14 protein-coding genes and 2 pseudogenes are annotated in these 18016 nt (G+C 72.0%); 4 read left to right on the forward strand and 12 right to left on the reverse strand.

Features of this window, described 5'->3' with window-relative positions; all coding sequences use genetic code 11:
- The 8 genes and pseudogenes from AOK01_RS11885 to rsmH form a co-directional block, all read right to left on the reverse strand.
- A pseudogene (locus AOK01_RS11885) lies at positions 1-198 on the reverse strand (cell division protein FtsW); the annotation flags it as partial.
- A gap of 199 nt (positions 199-397) precedes the next feature.
- Positions 398-1855 carry a UDP-N-acetylmuramoyl-L-alanine--D-glutamate ligase gene (murD, locus tag AOK01_RS11890; RefSeq protein WP_055510937.1) on the reverse strand — a complete coding sequence of 486 codons (1458 nt, stop codon included), beginning with the start codon at positions 1853-1855 and terminating at the stop codon, positions 398-400.
- Positions 1837-2910: a phospho-N-acetylmuramoyl-pentapeptide-transferase gene (gene mraY / locus AOK01_RS11895; RefSeq protein WP_055510938.1), complete on the reverse strand. Its 1074-nt coding sequence runs from the start codon at positions 2908-2910 to the stop codon at positions 1837-1839. The genes murD and mraY overlap by 19 nt, the downstream gene beginning before the upstream one ends.
- Complete coding sequence (locus AOK01_RS11900) at positions 2910-4334, reverse strand: UDP-N-acetylmuramoyl-tripeptide--D-alanyl-D-alanine ligase (protein WP_055510939.1); 1425 nt, start codon at positions 4332-4334, stop codon at positions 2910-2912. Before AOK01_RS11900 ends, mraY begins: the two co-directional genes overlap by 1 nt.
- A 4-nt stretch (positions 4335-4338) precedes the next feature.
- Positions 4339-6006: a UDP-N-acetylmuramoyl-L-alanyl-D-glutamate--2,6-diaminopimelate ligase gene (locus AOK01_RS11905; protein WP_079103355.1), complete on the reverse strand. Its 1668-nt coding sequence runs from the start codon at positions 6004-6006 to the stop codon at positions 4339-4341.
- A 59-nt stretch (positions 6007-6065) separates the two neighbouring features.
- Complete coding sequence (locus tag AOK01_RS11910) at positions 6066-8027, reverse strand: peptidoglycan D,D-transpeptidase FtsI family protein (RefSeq protein ID WP_055510940.1); 1962 nt, start codon at positions 8025-8027, stop codon at positions 6066-6068.
- A gap of 4 nt (positions 8028-8031) precedes the next feature.
- Positions 8032-8550, reverse strand: a complete 519-nt coding sequence (ftsL, locus tag AOK01_RS11915) for a cell division protein FtsL (protein ID WP_055510941.1) — start codon at positions 8548-8550, stop codon at positions 8032-8034.
- A gap of 97 nt (positions 8551-8647) precedes the next feature.
- Positions 8648-9655 (reverse strand): 16S rRNA (cytosine(1402)-N(4))-methyltransferase RsmH, encoded by a 1008-nt coding sequence (rsmH, locus tag AOK01_RS11920; RefSeq protein ID WP_382033064.1) that lies wholly within the window; start codon positions 9653-9655, stop codon positions 8648-8650.
- Between the two features lie 456 nt (positions 9656-10111).
- Here rsmH and AOK01_RS11925 point away from each other — a divergent pair, with 456 nt between their 5' ends.
- From AOK01_RS11925 to AOK01_RS11940, 4 genes are all read left to right on the forward strand, one after another.
- Entirely contained in the window at positions 10112-10660 is a 549-nt protein-coding gene (locus AOK01_RS11925; RefSeq protein ID WP_055510942.1) for a beta-class carbonic anhydrase, read from the forward strand.
- A 204-nt stretch (positions 10661-10864) separates the two neighbouring features.
- On the forward strand, positions 10865-11902 hold the full coding sequence (locus AOK01_RS11930; protein WP_055510943.1) for an AAA family ATPase: 1038 nt from the start codon (positions 10865-10867) through the stop codon (positions 11900-11902).
- Complete coding sequence (locus AOK01_RS11935) at positions 11902-13254, forward strand: DUF58 domain-containing protein (RefSeq protein WP_055510944.1); 1353 nt, start codon at positions 11902-11904, stop codon at positions 13252-13254. Before AOK01_RS11930 ends, AOK01_RS11935 begins: the two co-directional genes overlap by 1 nt.
- A complete protein-coding gene (locus tag AOK01_RS11940) occupies positions 13251-15644 on the forward strand; it encodes a transglutaminase TgpA family protein (RefSeq protein WP_055510945.1) in 2394 nt (797 codons plus the stop codon). The genes AOK01_RS11935 and AOK01_RS11940 overlap by 4 nt, the downstream gene beginning before the upstream one ends.
- A gap of 235 nt (positions 15645-15879) precedes the next feature.
- Here AOK01_RS11940 and AOK01_RS11945 read toward each other — a convergent pair whose 3' ends face one another.
- The 4 genes and pseudogenes from AOK01_RS11945 to AOK01_RS46530 all read right to left on the reverse strand — a co-directional run.
- Positions 15880-16293: a DUF3040 domain-containing protein gene (locus AOK01_RS11945; RefSeq protein ID WP_055510946.1), complete on the reverse strand. Its 414-nt coding sequence runs from the start codon at positions 16291-16293 to the stop codon at positions 15880-15882.
- Positions 16294-16568: 275 nt separating this feature from the next.
- Positions 16569-17339, reverse strand: a complete 771-nt coding sequence (locus AOK01_RS11950) for a class I SAM-dependent methyltransferase (RefSeq protein ID WP_055510947.1) — start codon at positions 17337-17339, stop codon at positions 16569-16571.
- A gap of 190 nt (positions 17340-17529) precedes the next feature.
- A partial coding sequence (locus tag AOK01_RS11955) for an SAV_6107 family HEPN domain-containing protein (RefSeq protein ID WP_245702215.1) occupies positions 17530-17879 on the reverse strand: 350 nt, incomplete at its 5' end.
- Positions 17880-17881: 2 nt separating this feature from the next.
- Positions 17882-18016 (reverse strand): annotated as a pseudogene (locus tag AOK01_RS46530) (SAV_6107 family HEPN domain-containing protein); the annotation flags it as partial.

Genomic DNA, 18016 nt, shown 5'->3' on the forward strand with positions numbered 1-18016 from the left:
GTACACCATCACCAGGCCGAGCGCGGTGATCAGCAGACTGCCGCCGAGGATCAGGTAGTACGCGGTCAGGGGCCGGTCCCAGGCACGGCGTGCGCGGGTGTAGAGGCGGCGTACGGGGTTGTCGCGCGGCAGGCCGGGCCCGGGGGGCCGCCGGGGGGCGCGCTGGACGGGAGGGCGCCTTGTACGGCTACTGGGCACGACCGGCCCCCCTCGTCGTGGGAGGGCGTCCCGCCGGGGTTCCTGCGGGTCCTACGGGTCCTCCGAGCCCCCCAGGGACGGGGTGGCGGCGCAGCGCCGTGCCGTCACCGGCCGTAGCCTGCCGCCCGTACACCGACCACGATGGCGTCACGTGTCGCTCCCAAGGATCCCGGGCGCCCCGGCCGGCCCGTGTCTGCCGTCAGGCGCCCGCGGCGCCGAGTTCGCGGACCGCTTCCGCGAACAGGTCACCGCGCTGGTTGTAGTTGGCGAACATGTCCATGGAGGCACAGGCCGGCGCCATGAGTACTGTGTCGCCGGCGCGGGCGAGCCGTGTCGCCTCCTGGACCGCCGCGGGCATCGCCCCAGTGTCGGTCCGGTCGAGGTCGACCACCGGCACCTCGGGGGCGTGTCGCGCGAGGGCTTCGCGGATGAGGGCCCGGTCCGCGCCGAACAGGACGACGCCCCGCAGTCGCTTCGCCGACGTGGCGACGAGCTCGTCGAAGGTCGCGCCCTTGGCGAGGCCGCCCGCGATCCACACGATCGACTCGTAGGCCGCCAACGAGGCTTGTGCCGCATGGGTGTTGGTGGCCTTGGAGTCGTCGACGTAGGCGATGCCGTCGACGTCGGCCACGTGCTGGATGCGGTGGGCGTCGGGCCGGAAGGCCCGCAGTCCGTCCCGTACGGCCGCGGGGGGTACGCCGAAGGCGCGGGCCAGGGCCGCCGCCGCGAGGGCGTTGGCGATGTTGTGCGGGGCGGGCGGCTCCACGTCCGCGATCTCGGCGAGTTCCTGGGCCTGCTTGTGCCGGTCCTCGACGAAGGCGCGGTCGACCAGGATGCCGTCCACGACGCCGAGTTGGGACGGCCCCGGGGTGCCGAGCGTGAAGCCGACGGCCCGGCAGCCCTCCTCCACGTCCGCGCCGCGCACCAGGTCCTCGGTGGCCGGGTCGGCGACGTTGTAGACGCAGGCGACCTGGTTGCCCTCGTAGACGCGGCCCTTGTCGGCGACGTAGGCCTCCATGGAGCCGTGCCAGTCGAGGTGGTCGGGCGCCAGGTTCAGGACGGCCGCGGAGTGGGCGCGCAGGGAGGGCGCCCAGTGCAGCTGGTAGCTGGACAGTTCCACGGCGAGCACGTCGAGGTCGGCGTACGCCTCGTCGGTGCCCAGTACGACGTCGACGATCGGTGTGCCGATGTTGCCCACCGCGGCCGTACGAAGTCCCGCGGCGGCCAGGATCGAGGCGAGCATCCGGGTCGTGGTGGTCTTGCCGTTGGTGCCCGTGACGGCCAGCCAGGGGGCGGCCTTCCTGCCGTCGTGGCCGCGCAGCCGCCAGGCGATCTCGACGTCGCCCACGACGTCCACGCCTGCCTTCGCGGCGGCCAGGAAGAGGGGGCTGTCCGGCTTCCAGCCCGGTGAGGTGACCACCAGGTCGGTGCCCTCGGGCAGGGTCTCGGCGTCCGCGAGGCGGACCGGGATGCCCTGCTGTTCGAGGGGGACGGCCCGCTCGCGGTGAGCCGGGGAGTCGCCGCCGTCGACGACGGTGACCGACGCGCCGAGGCCGGCCAGGGCGCGGGCGGCGCTGATGCCGCTCACGCCGAGACCGGCAACGGTGATGTTCATGCCCTGCCAGGCGGACGCGGTCGTCACTTCTTGGCTGCCCATCCCGCGTAGAAGAGGCCGAGTCCGACGATGACGCACATGCCCTGGATGATCCAGAAGCGGACCACCACAAGGACTTCGGACCACCCCTTGAGTTCGAAGTGGTGCTGCAGCGGTGCCATCCGGAAGACGCGTCTGCCGGTGAGCTTGAAGGAGCCGACCTGGATGACCACCGACATGGTGATGAGGACGAAGAGGCCGCCGAGCAGGGCGACCAGGATCTCCGTGCGGGAGCAGATCGCGAGGCCGGCGAGCGCTCCGCCGAGCGCCAGGGAACCGGTGTCCCCCATGAAGATCTTGGCGGGCGAGGTGTTCCACCACAGGAAGCCGAAACAGGAGCCCATGAGTGCGGCGGCGACGACCGCGAGGTCCAGCGGATCTCGTACCTCGTAGCACGCGCCCGGGTTGGTGAGGGTCTGCGCGTTGGCGCAGGACTCCTGGAACTGCCAGACGCCGATGAACGTGTAGGCGCCGAACACCATCGTCGCGGCGCCGGTGGCCAGGCCGTCCAGACCGTCCGTCAGGTTCACGCCGTTCGACATCGCGAGGATCATGAACAGCGCCCAGACCACGAACAGCACCGGGCCGATGGACCAGCCGAAGTCCTGCACGAAGGAGAGCTTGGTGGAGGCCGGGGTGTTGTTGCGGTTGTCCGCGAACTGCAGCGCGAGGACCGCGAAGGCGATGCCGACGATCAGCTGCCCCGCCATCTTCGCCTTGGCCCGCAGACCGAGCGAACGCCGCTTGACGATCTTGATGTAGTCGTCGAGGAAACCGACCACGCCCATGCCCGTCATCAGGCCGAGCACCAGCAGTCCGGAGAACGTCGGCGGCTTCCCCGTGATCACCTTGCTGAGGAAGTACGCGAGCAGCGTGGCCAGGATGAAGGCGATGCCACCCATGGTCGGCGTACCGCGCTTGGCGTGGTGCTCGCGCGGGCCGTCGTCACGGATGTACTGGCCGTAGCCCTTGCGGGCAAGGAGCTTGATCAGCAGGGGCGTGCCCACGAGAGTCAGGAAGAGGCCGATGACTCCCGCGAACAGGATCTGATTCATCATCAGACGGCAACCTCACCCTCGGTGCCCTCGACCAGCGCCTGCGCGACCCGTTCGAGACCGACCGACCGGGACGCCTTCACGAGTACGACGTCTCCCGGACGCAGCTGACTGCGCAACAGGTCGACCGCCGACTGTGCGTCGGACACGTGCACCGACTCCTCACCCCACGAACCCTCGTTATATGCGCCCAGTTGCAGCCAGGACGCTTCCCTGCCCCCGACCGCGACGAGCCTGCTGACGTTGAGCCGGACGGCGAGCCGTCCGACCGCGTCGTGCTCGGCGAGCGCCTCGTCCCCGAGCTCGGCCATCGGACCGAGCACCGCCCACGTCCGACCCCCTTGTGACCGTGAGGCCTCGCCCATGGCCACGAGCGCGCGCAGGGCGGCTCGCATGGACTCGGGGTTCGCGTTGTAGGCGTCGTTGACGACCGTCACGCCGTCCGGGCGCTCGGTGACCTCCATCCGCCAACGGGAGAGGGTGCCCGCCTCGGAGAGCGCGGTGGCGATCTCGTCTGCGGACATGCCCAACTCATGGGCGACGGCGGCGGCGGCGAGCGCGTTCGACACGTGATGCTCACCGTACAGGCGCATGGTCACTTCGCTGCACCCGGAGGGTGTGTGAAGCCTGAACGCGGGCTGTCCGCTTCCGGTGAGCCGCACGTTCTCGGCCCGTACGTCCGCTTCGTCGGACTCTCCGAAGAGGATCACGCGTGCCTTCGTACGCGAGGCCATGGCCCGTACGAGGGGATCGTCGGCGTTGAGGACGGCGACGCCGCCGGCGTCGGCCGGGGGCAGGCCCTCCACCAGCTCGCCCTTCGCCTGGGCGATCTGCTCGCGGCCGCCGAACGAGCCGATGTGGGCGGAGCCGACGTTGAGGACGAGGCCGACCTTCGGGGGCGTCAGGTCCGCGAGGTAGCGGATGTGGCCGATCCCGCGGGCGCCCATCTCCAGGACGAGGAACCGGGTCTCCGCGGTGGCGCTGAGCGCGGTGAGCGGCAGCCCGATCTCGTTGTTGAGCGAGCCGGGCGTGAAGACCGTCGGTGCCTTGCTGCGGAGCACCTGGGCGATCAGGTCCTTGGTGCTGGTCTTGCCCGCGGAGCCGGTGAGGGCGACGAGGGTCGTGCCGAGCCGCTCCACGACGTGCCGGGCGAGGGCGCCCAGCGCCCGCTGGACGTCGTCCACGACGATCGCGGGCACCCCGACGGGCCGGGAGGCCAGGACGGCCACGGCGCCCGCCGCGACGACGCCGGCGGCGAAGTCGTGGCCGTCCACGCGCTCGCCCGCGAAGGCGACGAAGAGGCTGCCAGGGCCCACTTCCCGGGAGTCTCTGACGACTTCTCCGGTGACCTGGACCGACGTATCCGGTATGTCGTGTGTCTGCCCGCCGACAACTGAGGCGATCTCGGCGAGAGAGAGGGCGATCACAAATTCATCCCTGGGTCTTCTGGATGGCTGCGCGGAGCACCTGGCGGTCGTCGAAGGGACGGATCACTCCGGCGATGTCCTGGCCCTGTTCGTGGCCCTTGCCCGCGATCAGCACGGTGTCGCCCGGCCGGGCGCGGGCGACGGCGGCGGCGATCGCGGCGGCCCGGTCCTCGAAGACCTGGACCTCTCCGCGTTCGTGCGCCGGCACCTCGGCGGCGCCCGCGAGCATCGTGGCGAGGATGGCGAGGGGGTCCTCGCCACGGGGGTTGTCGGAGGTCAGTACGGCGATGTCGGAGAGCCTGACCGCGGCGGCGCCCATCGGCATCCGCTTGGTTCTGTCCCGGTCCCCGCCGCAGCCGAGGACGATGTGCAGTCTGCCCTCGGTGACCTTGCGCAGGGCGCGCAGGACGGACTCGACGGCGTCCGTCTTGTGCGCGTAGTCGACGACCGCGAGGTACGGCTGTCCGGCGTCCACGCGCTCCAGGCGGCCCGGCACGCCCGGTACGGCGGCGATGCCGTCGGCGGCGGTCTGCGGGTCGATCCCGGCGGCGGCGAGGGCGACGACGGCGGCGAGCGTGTTGGCCACGTTGAAGGGGCCCGCGAGCGGTGCCTTGGCGGTGATCCGCTCGCCCTTGGGGCCGATCGCGACGAAGAGCGAGTCCATCGGGCCGACCCGGACGTCCTCGGCGCGCCAGTCGGCGTCCGGGTGTCCCTCCGCGGAGAACGTCACCACGGGGACGCCGGCCTCCTTGACGAGCCTGCGGCCGTATTCGTCGTCGAGGTTGACCACACCGAGCCTGCTGCGGTCCGGTGCGAACAGCCGCGCCTTGGCCTGGAAGTAGTCCTCCATGTCGGAGTGGAACTCCATGTGTTCCGGGCTGAGGTTGGTGAAGACCGCGATGTCGAAGACACAGCCGTCGACCCGGCCGAGGACCAGGGCGTGGCTGGAGACCTCCATGACGACCGCCTCGACGCCGCGCTCGCGCATGACCGCGAACAGCGCCTGGAGGTCGGTGGCCTCGGGGGTGGTGCGCTCCGACTTGATGCGCTCGTCGCCGATGCGCGTCTCGACGGTGCCGATGAGTCCGGTGCTGCGGACCCCCTTCAGACCGCCCTCCATGAGGTACGCCGTCGTGGTCTTGCCCGATGTGCCGGTGATGCCGATCTGGAGCAGGTCGGGGCCGGGGTGGCCGTAGATCGAGGCGGCCAGCTCGCCCATCACGCCGCGCGGGTTCTCCACGACGAGGACCGGCAGTCCGGTGGCCTCGGCGCGGGCGGCCCCCGTCGGGTCGGTCAGCACGGCGACGGCGCCGAGTCCGGCCGCCTGCGTCACGAAGTCGGCGCCGTGCAGGCGGGCGCCGGGCAGCGCTGCGTAGATGTCGCCCGGACGCACGGCGCGCGAGTCATGGGTGATGCCCGTGACCTCGGCGGCGCCTTCCGGGCGCTCGGCACCCGACTGGTCGGCGACCTCCGCGAGGGGTGTGGCGGAGTTCTGGACCGGTCGCGGCGGCCCCGGATATGTCACAGGGACGCCCTTCTGGGTGGTTTGGGACTGATCGGCGTGTGGCACGGCGGTGAGCGTACCGGGCAGGGCCCCGCCGGAGCGAAGCGAGGGGTGTGGCGGGGCGGACGGCGAGCCGTCGTTGCCGGGGTCGGGAGTGATCGTTGTCACGAGCGTGTTCCTGGTCGGTGTTCCGGGCGGCGGGCACCGGCTGTTCGGGCCGGTGCCGGTCAGGGTGTGAAGGTGACGGGGAGTCCGGGGGCCGATCTCCCGGTGGGCGGCACCTGGAGGGTCTTCAGCGCGAACTCCAGGACCTGCTTGTAGACGGGCCCGCAGATCTGACCGCCGAAGTAGCTGCCCTCGGTGGCGTTCTGGATGGCGCAGTACACGGTGACGCGGGGGTTGTCCGCGGGTGCGAATCCCGCGAAGGACGAGGTGTATCCGTTGTAGCGGCCGGTGGCCGGATCCACACGGTTGGCCGTGCCCGTCTTGCCCGCGACGCGGTAGCCGGGGATACGCGCCTTGGTGCCGGTGCCCTCCTCGTCGTCCACGACGGACTCCAGCATCTGGGCCACGGTCTTCGCCGTCTTCTCGCTGACGACCCTCGTCTTCTTGGGCTTGGCGGCCGGGGTGAAGTGTCCGTCGGCTCCCTTCGTGCCGCGGACGAGCGTCGGTTCCACGCGTACGCCGCCGTTGGCGATCGTCGAGTAGACGGAGGCCGCCTGCATCGCGTTGACGGACACGCCCTGGCCGAAAGGAATCGTGTACTGCTGGGAGGTCGACCACTGGTCGGCGGGGGCGAGGATGCCCTTCGTCTCGCCGGGGAAGTCCAGGCCCGTGTACCCGCCGATGCCGAACTTGCGCAGATACGAGTAGAGGACCTGGTTGGCCTCCTTCTGTGTCGCGCCGAGCTGGCCGGTGGCCAGGATGGTGCCGATGTTGCTGGACTTGGCGAGGACGCCGTTGAGCGTCAGGTACCAGGTCGGGTGGTCGATGTCGTCGCGGAAGAGCCGGTCGCCGCGGTGCAGCCGGTTGGGCACGGTCACGTGCGTGGCGGGCGTGGCGGCGCCCTCCTCCAGGACGGCGGCCATCGACATGACCTTCGCGGTGGAGCCCGGCTCGAAGGCGTCCTCCAGGCTCCAGTTGTGCAGGGCTCCCCCGTCGGCCTTGGACAGGTCGTTCGGGTCGAAGCCGGGCGCGTTGGCCATCGCGAGGATCTCGCCGGTCCTGTTGTCCTGCACCATGACGTACCCGCGGTCCGCCTTGGACTTCTCGACCTGCTCGGCGATGGCGTTCTGCGCGGCCCACTGGATGTCGCGGTCGATGGTCAGCTCGACCTCGGAGCCGGCCACGGCGGGCTTCTCGGTGGAGCCCGCGGTCGGCACCTGCCGTCCGCCGGACTGGGCGTAGCGGATCTCGCCGTCCTTGCCGGACAGTTCCCCGTTGAGCTGCTGCTCGATGCCGCCGCCGCCCCTGCCGTCGGCGTTGACCCAGCCGAGTATCCCGGCGCCGAGGTCGCCGTTCGGGTAGACCCGCTTGCTGCTGGGCTCCTGGAGGACGCCCGCCAGGACGTTCACCGCCCCGTCCGCGCCGGCCTTGTCGGCGAGGGTGCTCTTGAGGTCCTTGATCTGCGTCCAGACCTGGGGGGTCTGGCGGCGGGCGAGCACGACGTAGCGGCCCTTGGTGCGGAGCTTGTCGGCGAGGTCGTCGGGGTCCTTGTCGAGGATCGGGCCGAGCAGGGCGGCGGCCTGCTCGGGCGCGTCACCGATCTTCGTCGCCTTCCGGGTGAACAGCGCGGGGTCGGCGGTGATGTCGTTCGCGTCCACGCTGATCGCCAGTTCGACGCCGTTGCGGTCGGTGATCCCGCCGCGCTCGGCGGCCAGGGTGCGGCTGAGGTACCGGTTCCTGTCGGCCTTGGCCGTGTACTCGCTCGCGTCGACCGCCTGCACCTGGAGGAGCCGTACGACGAAGGCGATCAGTACGAGGGCCAGGGCGAGGCTGACCAGGCGCAGCCGCGGGCGGGGGCTGCCGAGCCGGATGACGCCGGGGCTCTTGGCACCGGGGCTCTTGGCACCGGGCGTGGCGGGGCGGCGGGCGGGCCGGGCGCCGGGTCCCGGACGCCGCTGGGCGCCGGGCTGCCCGGACCGGGCGGGCGCGGGCACCCTGCGGCGCGGGGGTTCCCTGTCGGACATTCCGTCACCTGCCGGGAGTCGTGGAGGTCGGCGTGGACTGCGGGGCGGGTTCCGTGGCCGGGTCCGGCGTCCCGGTGGATACCGGAGGCCCGGTGGACAGCTGCGGCCCGGTGAGCGCCTCGGGCGGGCGGATCAGGGGGACGGACAGGGACGACTGCTCGGTGGCCGTGCCGGGGACGCCGAGGACCGTGCCGTCGGGGTTGAGGAAGGCCGGGTCGCCGCCGGGCACCATGCCCAGCTCGCGGGCGCGGCGCTGGAGGGCGTCGGGGGCGGAGTAGGCGTCCACGTCCCGCTGGAGCGCCTGTTCCTCGTCGGTGAGGCTCTTGGTGTCCTTCTGGAGGTCGTCGAGCTGGAACGACCCTTCGCTGAGGGCGGAGTTCAGTACCAGGAGCCCGATGAGACCGCCCCCGAGCAGCACCACGACCAGGAGGACGAAGGGGGCGCGGGCGGCCTGTCCCGAGCCCGTCGGGAAGAGCCGCGCGAGCCGGGCCGCTCGCCCTCTCAGTTCGGGTTTCCTGTTCACCCGCCCTCCAGGTGGGCTCGGGTTTCCGGCCGACGGGCCCGTGGGGCCCGTTCCGTGTGTTCCGTGTGCCCGGTCGTCCGGCTCACGCACTCCCGCGTCACTCGGCGTCCTCCCTGATGCGCTGTGCGCCGCGCAGCCGCGCCGGGGCGGCCCGCCGGTTCTGCGCGATCTCTTCCTCGGTGGGGAGTTCGGCACCGCGCGTGAGCAGCTTGAGCCGGGGCTGGTAGCGCTCGGGGACCACCGGCAGTCCGGGCGGCGCGGTGGTGGCGGCGCCCGCCGCGAGCACCTGCTTCACCAGCCGGTCCTCCAGGGAGTGGTACGCCAGCACGGCGATCCGGCCCTCGACGGCGAGCGCCTTCACGGCGGCGGGGACCGCCCTCTCCAGGACGGTGAGTTCGCCGTTGACCTCGATGCGCAGCGCCTGGAACGTGCGCTTGGCGGGGTTGCCGCCGGTGCGCTTGGCCGCCTGCGGCAGGGAGTCACGGATCAGCTCGACGAGCCGCGCGCTGTTGGTGAAGGGCTCCTTCTCGCGCTCGCGCACGACCGCGGACACGATCCGCTTGGCCTGCTTCTCCTCGCCGTACGCCCGCAGGATCCGGACGAGTTCGCCGGGCGGATAGGTGTTGAGCACCTCGGCCGCGCCGATGCCGGTCGTCTGGTCCATGCGCATGTCCAGGGGCGCGTCCTGGGCGTAGGCGAAGCCGCGGTCCGCCTCGTCGAGCTGCATGGAGGAGACGCCCAGGTCGAAGAGGACGCCCTGGACGCTCGTCAGACCCAGGCGGTCGAGCACGTCGGGGAGTTCGTCGTAGACCGCGTGCACCAGCGTGGCCCGGTCGCCGAAGGGCGCGAGCCGTTCCTCGGACAGGCGCAGCGCCTCCTTGTCGCGGTCCAGGGCGACCAGGCGTGCCTCGGGGAACCGGCTGAGCAGGGCCTCGCTGTGACCGCCGAGGCCGAGGGTGCAGTCGACGACCACGGCTCCCGGCCGCTCCAGTGCCGGGGCCAGCAGGTCCAGGCAGCGCTGGAGCATCACCGGGACATGCCGGCCCTGGCCCTGCCCCTCCCGTGGCACCCCACCATCCTTGTTCGCATGCGCTTCGCGCCCCATGGGATCTGGGCCCTCTCAGGTCCGGCGCGGCCGGTGCGCACCGCCGGGTCCCCGCCCTTCCGCGGCCGACACGGGGAGGCACCCCCGAGTGAAGGGGGAGGCCCGCCTGCGCCGGAAGCGCCGGCCGACCGGGAGCGGGAGGAGGCCGAGCCGTACGTACGCGCCGCGCACGCGGGGAGATCCCGGCATGTCGCCGGTCCTCCGGGGGATAGCAGTCCAGCGGGGAGGCCGTCTCGCCTCCCGCTTCGCGTCACTTTAGTCCACGGTGTCTCGCGGTCAATGAACCGGCCTGCGCGTCGTGACTCTCGCCCGCGATCAAGCGGCAAACCGGAATTTTTCACTCGTACGGGTGCACTCGGTCCACTCTTGTGGGTTACCTCACACCAACGCTCATTGAGGTTCTTTGTCCACTCTCACAGCGGGCCCCGACAGCACGTGCCCCTTACCGTCATAGGTATGACGACTTCTGCATCCGTTCCCACAGAACCCGAAGACGCCATGTCCCACCGAGGGAGCGTCACCGACCGCCTGGTCGACGCCAACGAGCGGTACGCCGCCGCGTTCGCCGATCCCGGCATGGACGCGCGGCCCGTGCTCCGCGTCGCGGTCGTGGCCTGCATGGACGCCCGTCTCGACCTGCACGACGCGCTCGGCCTGGAGCTCGGCGACTGCCACACGATCCGCAACGCGGGCGGCGTCGTCACGGACGACGTGATCCGCTCCCTCACCATCAGCCAGCGCGCGCTGGGCACCCGCAGCGTCGTGCTCATCCACCACACCAACTGCGGCCTGGAGTCCCTCACCGAGGAGTTCCGGCACGACCTGGAGATGGAGGTCGGCCAGCGCCCGGCCTGGGCCGTTGAGGCCTTCCGGGACGTCGAACAGGACGTGCGGCAGTCCATGCAGCGCGTACGTACCTCTCCGTTCCTTCTGCACGCGGACGACGTACGTGGTTTCGTATTCGACGTGAAGACGGGCCTGCTGCGTGAGATAGACCCCACCTGACGTCGGTTCGGCCCGGCCAAAGTCCCCAAGGCCCGACATATCGCGGCCAGTTATCCACAGGCGAGTGACACGAACCGGTAACGGCAACAAGAATGCGTGTGTGGCGTCACGCGGAACTTTTCCAGCGTGGTGTCCGTGTTCGGGGTGGGCCGGTTCGCATCGTAGAGCGTCGGCCCGGAGAAAGTACGGGCCGAGGAGGGCCGGGTGACGACCTATGACGATCGAGCGAGCCTCACAGATCTGACCACCACTGCGGAGAGAGTCCGCAGTTCGGTGGAGGAAGTGATCGAGGGCAAGCCTGAGGTCGTACGGCTTTCGCTGACCGTGCTGCTCGCCGAGGGACATCTTCTGATCGAGGATGTCCCCGGCGTCGGCAAGACCATGCTGGCCAAGGCACTGGCGCGGTCCATCGACTGTTCGGTGCGACGTATTCAGTTCACGCCCGACCTGCTGCCCTCGGACATCACAGGTGTGTCCATCTGGGACCAGCAGCGCAGGGACTTCGAGTTCAAACCGGGTGCGATCTTCGCGCAGATCGTGATCGGCGACGAGATCAACCGCGCGTCGCCCAAGACCCAGTCGGCGCTCCTGGAGTCCATGGAGGAGCGCCAGGTCACCATCGACGGGACGACCTACGAGCTGCCCAGCCCGTTCATGGTGGTCGCCACCCAGAACCCGGTCGAGATGGAGGGCACCTACCCGCTGCCGGAGGCGCAGCGCGACCGTTTCATGGCCCGGGTCTCCATCGGCTACCCCAGCGCGGAGGCCGAGCTGCAGATGCTCGACATCCACGGTGGTGCCTCCCCGCTGGACGACCTCCAGCCGGTGGCGCACGCGCACGAGATCGTGAAGCTCATCGACGCGGTCCGCACGGTGCACGTCGCCGACCCGGTCCGCCGGTACGCGGTCGACCTGGTCGGCGCCACCCGCAGCCACCCGGACCTGAGACTCGGCGCCTCGCCGCGCGCCACGCTGCATCTGCTGCGCGCCGCGAAGGCGTCCGCCGCTCTCAGCGGCCGGGACTACGCGCTGCCGGACGACGTCCAGGCTCTCGCCGTGGCGGTCCTGGCGCACCGGCTGCTGCCCACCGCCCAGGCGCAGTTGAACCGTCGTACGGCCGAGCAGGTCGTCCTGGAGATCCTCCAGCGCACGGCCGTGCCCGCGGCGCCCCAGCCGCCGGGCGGTCTGGTAACGGGCCGGGGCTCGGCCGCCCTGGGCCAGCAGCCGCCCCGGAGGCTGTGATGACCACCGGGGGGATGCCCGCAGCCACGGCCGAGGAGGACAAGGGCGGGCTGCGCACGGCTCTCGCCGGGCTCACCACGCGCGGTCGGTCGTTCCTGGCCGCCGGCATCGCGGCAGCCATCTGCGCGTACGTCCTGGGGCAGAGCGATCTGCTCCGGGTCGGGCTGCTGCTCGCCGTGCTGCCACTGGTCTGCGCGGCCGTGCTGTACCGCACGCGCTACCGCGTGGCCGGCAGCCGCCGCCTCTCCCCGGGGCGGGTGCCGGCGGGCTCCGAGGCGCGCGTCCATCTGCGGATGGACAACGTCTCCCGGCTGCCCACGGGCCTGCTGATGCTCCAGGACCGGGTGCCGTACGTGCTGGGGCCGCGGCCCCGCTTCGTACTGGACCGGGTCGAGGCGGGCGGCCGGCGCGAGGTCTCGTACCGCGTGCGCTCGGATCTGCGTGGCCGCTATCCGCTGGGCCCGTTGCAGCTGCGGCTCAGCGACCCGTTCGGCATGTGCGAGCTGACCCGCTCCTTCTCCACGTACGACACCCTCACCGTCGTCCCGCGCGTGGAGCCCCTGCCGCCGGTGCGGCTGACCGGCGAGGCGAAGGGGTACGGCGACGGGCGGCAGCGCTCGCTCGCGCTGGCCGGCGAGGACGACGTGATCCCGCGCGGCTACCGCTACGGCGACGACCTGCGCCGGGTCCACTGGCGTCTGACCGCCCGGTACGGCGAGCTGATGGTGCGCCGCGAGGAGCAGCCGCAGCGGTCCCGCTGCACGGTGCTCCTCGACACCCGGGGCATCGCCTTCGACGGCGCGGGCCCGGACTCGGCCTTCGAGTGGGCCGTGTCGGGCACGGCGTCGACGCTGGTGCACATGCTCGAACGAGGCTTCTCCGTACGGCTGCTGACCGACACCGGCACCTCGGTGCCGGGCGAGGGCGCCGACGGGTTCGCCGGGGCGAGCCAGGAGTCGGCGGACGCGGCGGGGCTGATGATGGACACCCTCGCGGTGATAGACCACTCCGACGGTACGGGCCTGTCGCGGGCGTACGACGTGCTGCGTAGCGGCAACGAAGGGCTGCTGGTGGCCTTCCTCGGCGACCTGGACGAGGAGCAGGCGTCGGTGCTCGGCAAGATGCGCCAGCGCAGCGGCGGGGCGGTCGCCTTCCTGCTGGACAGCGAGGCATGGGTGCGGGGCGCCGCCGACGAACAGAGCGAGGAGCGGCTTCGGATGCTGCGTGAGGCGGGCTGGACCGCCCTGGCCGTCCCGCCGGGCGTCGGCCTGGCCGACCTGTGGCGGGAGGCGGACCGACAGCGCAACGGCGTCGCGTCGACCGGCGGTACGGCGGGAGGCGGTGGCTCATGAGCGGACGCGCACGACTCGCGCTGTGCGCCGCGGCGGCCACGCTGCTGGCGGGCTGCGCGCTGCTGCCGCTGGTCGACCCGGCGAGCTGGTATCTCCAGGCGGCGTTCCTGCTCGCGGTGCAGACCGGGGTGGGCGCGGCGGCCCGGCGGGTGCCACTGGCACGGTCGCTGACGATCGCGGTGCAGGCACTGGTGACCCTGATGCTGCTGACGCTGTCGTTCGCCCGGGAACAGGCCATCGCCGGGCTGCTGCCCGGCCCCGAGGTGTTCCGGTACTTCGGTGACCTGCTCCAGACCGGCTCGGACGACGTCGGTCGGTACTCGATACCGGCGCCGCTCTCCGACGGCATCCGGCTGATGATGGTCGGCGGAGTCGTGGTCATCGGACTCGCGGTGGACGCGCTGGCGGTGACGTTCCGCAGTGCGGCCCCCGCCGGGCTGCCGCTGCTCGCGCTGTACTCCGTCGCCGCGGGTCTCTCGGACGGCGCCGCCGGGTGGATCTGGTTCCTGCTGGCGGCCGCCGGCTATCTGGTGCTGCTGCTCGCCGAGGGACGTGACCGGCTCTCGCAGTGGGGCCGGGTCTTCGGCGGCGGGGCCCGCGCGCCGGGCGTGGCTCCCTCGGAGAGCGCGCTCGCGCCGATCCGTACGGGGCGGCGCATCGGCGCCGTGGCGCTCGGCATCTCGCTGGTCGTGCCGCTCGCCCTGCCCGCGCTCGACGGCGGGCTGCTGGACGCCGCGGGCACCGGGGTGGGCACGGGTTCCGGCGGCGGCGGCACGATCTCCGCGGTGAATCCGCTGGTCTCGCTCCGCGACAGCCTGAACGTGGACGAGGACCGCGAGGTCATGTCCTACCGCACCAACTCCGAGGAGACGCAGGACCTCTATCTGCGGATCGTCTCGCTCGACGAGTTCGACGGCACGGCGTGGAAGCCGGCCAAGCGCCATGTCGAGGACGTGCCGGGGTCGTTCCCGACGCCGCCCGGCCTCGGTGACGACGTCCTGCGCACCGAGGTCCAGACGAGGATCTCGGCGGCCGACTGGTACGCGCAGGACTGGCTGCCGATGCCCTACCCGGCCAGCCAGGTGGGGATCGACGGCAAGTGGCGGTACGAGCCCGTGGGCCGCACGCTCGTCGGCGACCACGGCCAGACCACGCGCGGCCTGGAGTACACGGTCAAGAGCCTGATCGTGCAGCCGACCGCGGAGCAGCTCGCCGACGCGCCCGAGCCGCCGGAGGTGCTGAAGCGCCAGTTCACCAGGGTGCCGGGCTCGCTGCCGCCGGTGGTGGCCCAGACGGCACGGGACGTCACGGAAGGCTCGGCCAACGACTACGAGCGCGCGGTGAAGCTGCAGGACTGGTTCGCCCTGTCGGGCGGCTTCACGTACGACACGGAGGTGCAGGTCGGCAGCGGGTCGCAGGCGATAGCGCGCTTCCTGAGGGACAAGGAGGGCTTCTGCGTCCACTTCTCCTTCGCGATGGCCTCCATGGCCCGCACGCTGGGCATACCGGCCCGGGTCGCGGTGGGCTTCACTCCTGGTTCGCCCCAGGCGGACGGCACGTCGACGGTGGGGCTGCGGGACGCGCACGCCTGGCCCGAGCTGTACTTCGAGGGCGTGGGCTGGACCCGTTTCGAGCCGACGCCGAGCCGGGGCACGGTTCCGGAGTACACCCGCACGGACACGCCCGGCACGACGGTCCCCAACCCGGACGTGCCGTCGCGGTCCTCCTCCACGGCGCCCTCCGCCGAACCGTCGGACAGCGAGAGCTGCACGGCGGCGGAGAAGAAGCTGGAGCAGCCCTGTGGCAGCGAGTCTCCGCAGGCGGCCTTCGGGGCGACGAACGACGATCCGCCGTGGTTCCTGCTCCTGGTCCTCGCCCTGGCCGGCCTCGCGGTGCTCGCGGTGCCGCTGCTGCCGATGCTGTGGCGGATACGGGCCCGATCGGTGCGGCTCGGTGCGCACGGGCGGACCGAGGCGGACACCGCGGCCGCCACGCTGGCGGCCTGGCAGGAGGTGAGCGACACGGCGTGGGACTTCGGTATCGCGCCCGACGAGTCGCAGACGCCGCGCAAGGCGGCGGCGCGGATCGTCCACGTCGGGCACCTCGATCCGGAGGCCGCGGCCAGTGTCCACCGGGTCGCCGACGCGGTGGAGCAGGTCCTGTACGCGCCACGCCCCCGGCCGACGGCGGGTCTGGGCGATGACGTGCGCCGGATGACCGCGGGCCTGCGGGCCACGGCCGACCGCGGCACGCGCCTGCGCGCACTGCTCGCACCGCGCTCGACCGTACGGGTGGCGTGGGCGGTCTCGGACGGCTGGATCGCACTGAGGTCCCGGGCCGCGGCCCGCTGGGCGGCGGTCCTACGCCGGCCGTCGGGACAGAACAGCTAGAACAGCAGGCGGCTGAGAGCGGCGGCTGAAGCTGGAAGGGGATGCCTGCCCTGGTCGGGTGGGCATCCCCTTTTCGCTGTGCGGCTTCTTGCTGGGCGGCACGCACCATGGCCGGCCGGCCGTTTCCGGTGCGGAGAATGGGCGTAGGCGGGCACGCTGAAGGGGTGGCCACCTGAAAGGCGGTCACCCCTACGTGCGTATACGTGCGTGCGTGTGTCGGCCCGGGCCCGGTGGGCTACTGACCGCCCTGCTCGTCACGGCGCCGCTGCCAGCGCTGTTCGATGCGGTCCATCATGGAGCGCCGCTGCCGACCCTGACGACGGGTCTGCGGAGCACCCGGCGCACTCGGCGCACCCGCCGCGGGTTGTTCACCCGGCTTGGGGGCCTTGCGCCAACCGGTGACGGCGAGCACCGCGCAGCCCAGCATGACGAGAAAACCCACCACGCTGACCCAGATCTGCTGTGCGACCATTCCGGCCATGAGGAGCGCGATACCTACGAGGAAGCCCGCGACCGCCTGGTAGACCCGTCGCCGGGTGTACGTACGCAGCCCGCTTCCCTCAAGCGCTGTCGCGAACTTGGGATCTTCGGCGTACAGCGCTCGCTCCATCTGCTCGAGCATTCGCTGCTCGTGCTCCGAGAGCGGCACGGCGTCCTCCTCATCGTGCAGTCGCCGGGGCGACCGGGGGTCCCCTTCAGGATAGGCAGGGAATCGCCCCCGTGAAACCCGCCCCTCTGCGCCAATTCGCCAACCGGAACCCGCCATGGCGCTCCGATCCACTGAGGCGTAGATTCCCCAGCGACCGGCCCGTCATGCCGAACGGTCTCCCCCGATCATACGGCTCCGCGCGCCCGATCGGGTGGCCTGTGGCGTACTCCATCTGCCGTCGCGTCCCTGATCAGCGGTACGTCGCAGGAGGCGGCTCACCCCTCGGCAGGCTCCCGCGCCTCACCGAGCACATGAAGCTGCGTGGCAACAGAGTGGAAGGCGGCTAGTTCGGCAGCCGCGGCCTCCAGCTTCAGCAGGGCGTCCAGGGCTCCCGGCTCGGTGTCCACGAGGACCCCGGGCACCAGGTCCGCGAAGACCCGTACGCCGTGTACGGCGCCGACGGTCAGGCCCGCGCCCTCGACCAGAGCGGTGAGCTGATCGGCCGTGAAACGCCGCGGTACGTGATCACCCTCGCCCCAGCGGCCGTCCGGGTCACTCAGGGCGTGCCGGGCCTCCGTGAAGTGTCCGGCGAGGGCCCGGGCGAGCACGGCGCCGCCCAGACCGGCGGCGAGCAGGCTGAGGACGCCCTCGGGGCGCAGCGCGCCGACCACGTTGCCGAGGCCCTCGGCGGGGTCGTCCACGTATTCGAGCACGCCGTGGCACAGCACCGCGTCGTAGCCGCCGCGCTCGACGACGTCGAAGAGGCCGTGCGCGTCGCCCTGGACGCCCTGGACGCGGTCGGCGACGTCGGCCTCGGCGGCCCGGCGCTCCAGCGCGAACAGCGCGTTCGGGCTGGGGTCGACGACGGTGACGCGGTGACCGAGGCGGGCCACGGGCACCGCGAAGTTGCCGCTGCCGCCCCCGGTGTCGAGCACGTCCAGCGACTCCCGGCCCGCGGCCTTGACCCGGCGGTCGAGGGCGTCCTTCAGAACGTCCCAGACCACGGAGGTACGGAGAGAAGCGCGGGGGCGGAGCGGGTCCGACACGGCAGTTGACTCCTCGGCGTGGCGCCGCCTCGTGCGGGGCGGAGCGATGGGGGTACCTCCCCGCCCTGTGCGGCGCCGGGGAGATGCAGGCGTCACCAACCTTATTGCCTCACGCCCACTGCCCGGCTCCCTGTCTCGCGCGCCGGACGCAGGGCCCCTCACCGGCCCGAACCTCCCGGCACGGGCGCCGTCAGCCCACGTCCGGGACGTCCGGCACCTCCCGGGCGCCCGGTGGCATCCGCGCCTCCTGGTCGCTCTCCCGCGGCTGGGGCAGGACGGGCTGGAGCACCAGCATGCGCTCGACGAGGCGCAGGAACATCGCCACGTCGCGCAGCAGGTCGTCGGCGTCGCGGACGGTGGCCGCGCCCTGGATGCCGGCCTCCGCGCGGGCCCGGCGGCGGGCTCCGGAGGCGAACAGCACGCACCACTCGGCGAGTTCGGGCGCTATCTCGGGCAGTACTTCCCAAGCGCTCCGGATCCTGGCCCGGCGCCGCTCGGTGGTCTCGGGACGGCCTCGGGCGGCGAGGACGGCCGCGGCGGNNCGTTCGGCGTTTCCAGCAGGGACGCCTCGTCGAGTCCGGCGCGGGCCTGGGCGAGCATGTCGAGGGCGGCGGGCGGAGCCGTGGCCCGGCGGAGCACGGGGTGCACATCGCTCGCCGGACCGGTCGGGGAGGGGG

It is taken from the genome of Streptomyces aurantiacus (assembly GCF_001418335.1).
Lineage (GTDB): Bacteria > Actinomycetota > Actinomycetes > Streptomycetales > Streptomycetaceae > Streptomyces > Streptomyces aurantiacus.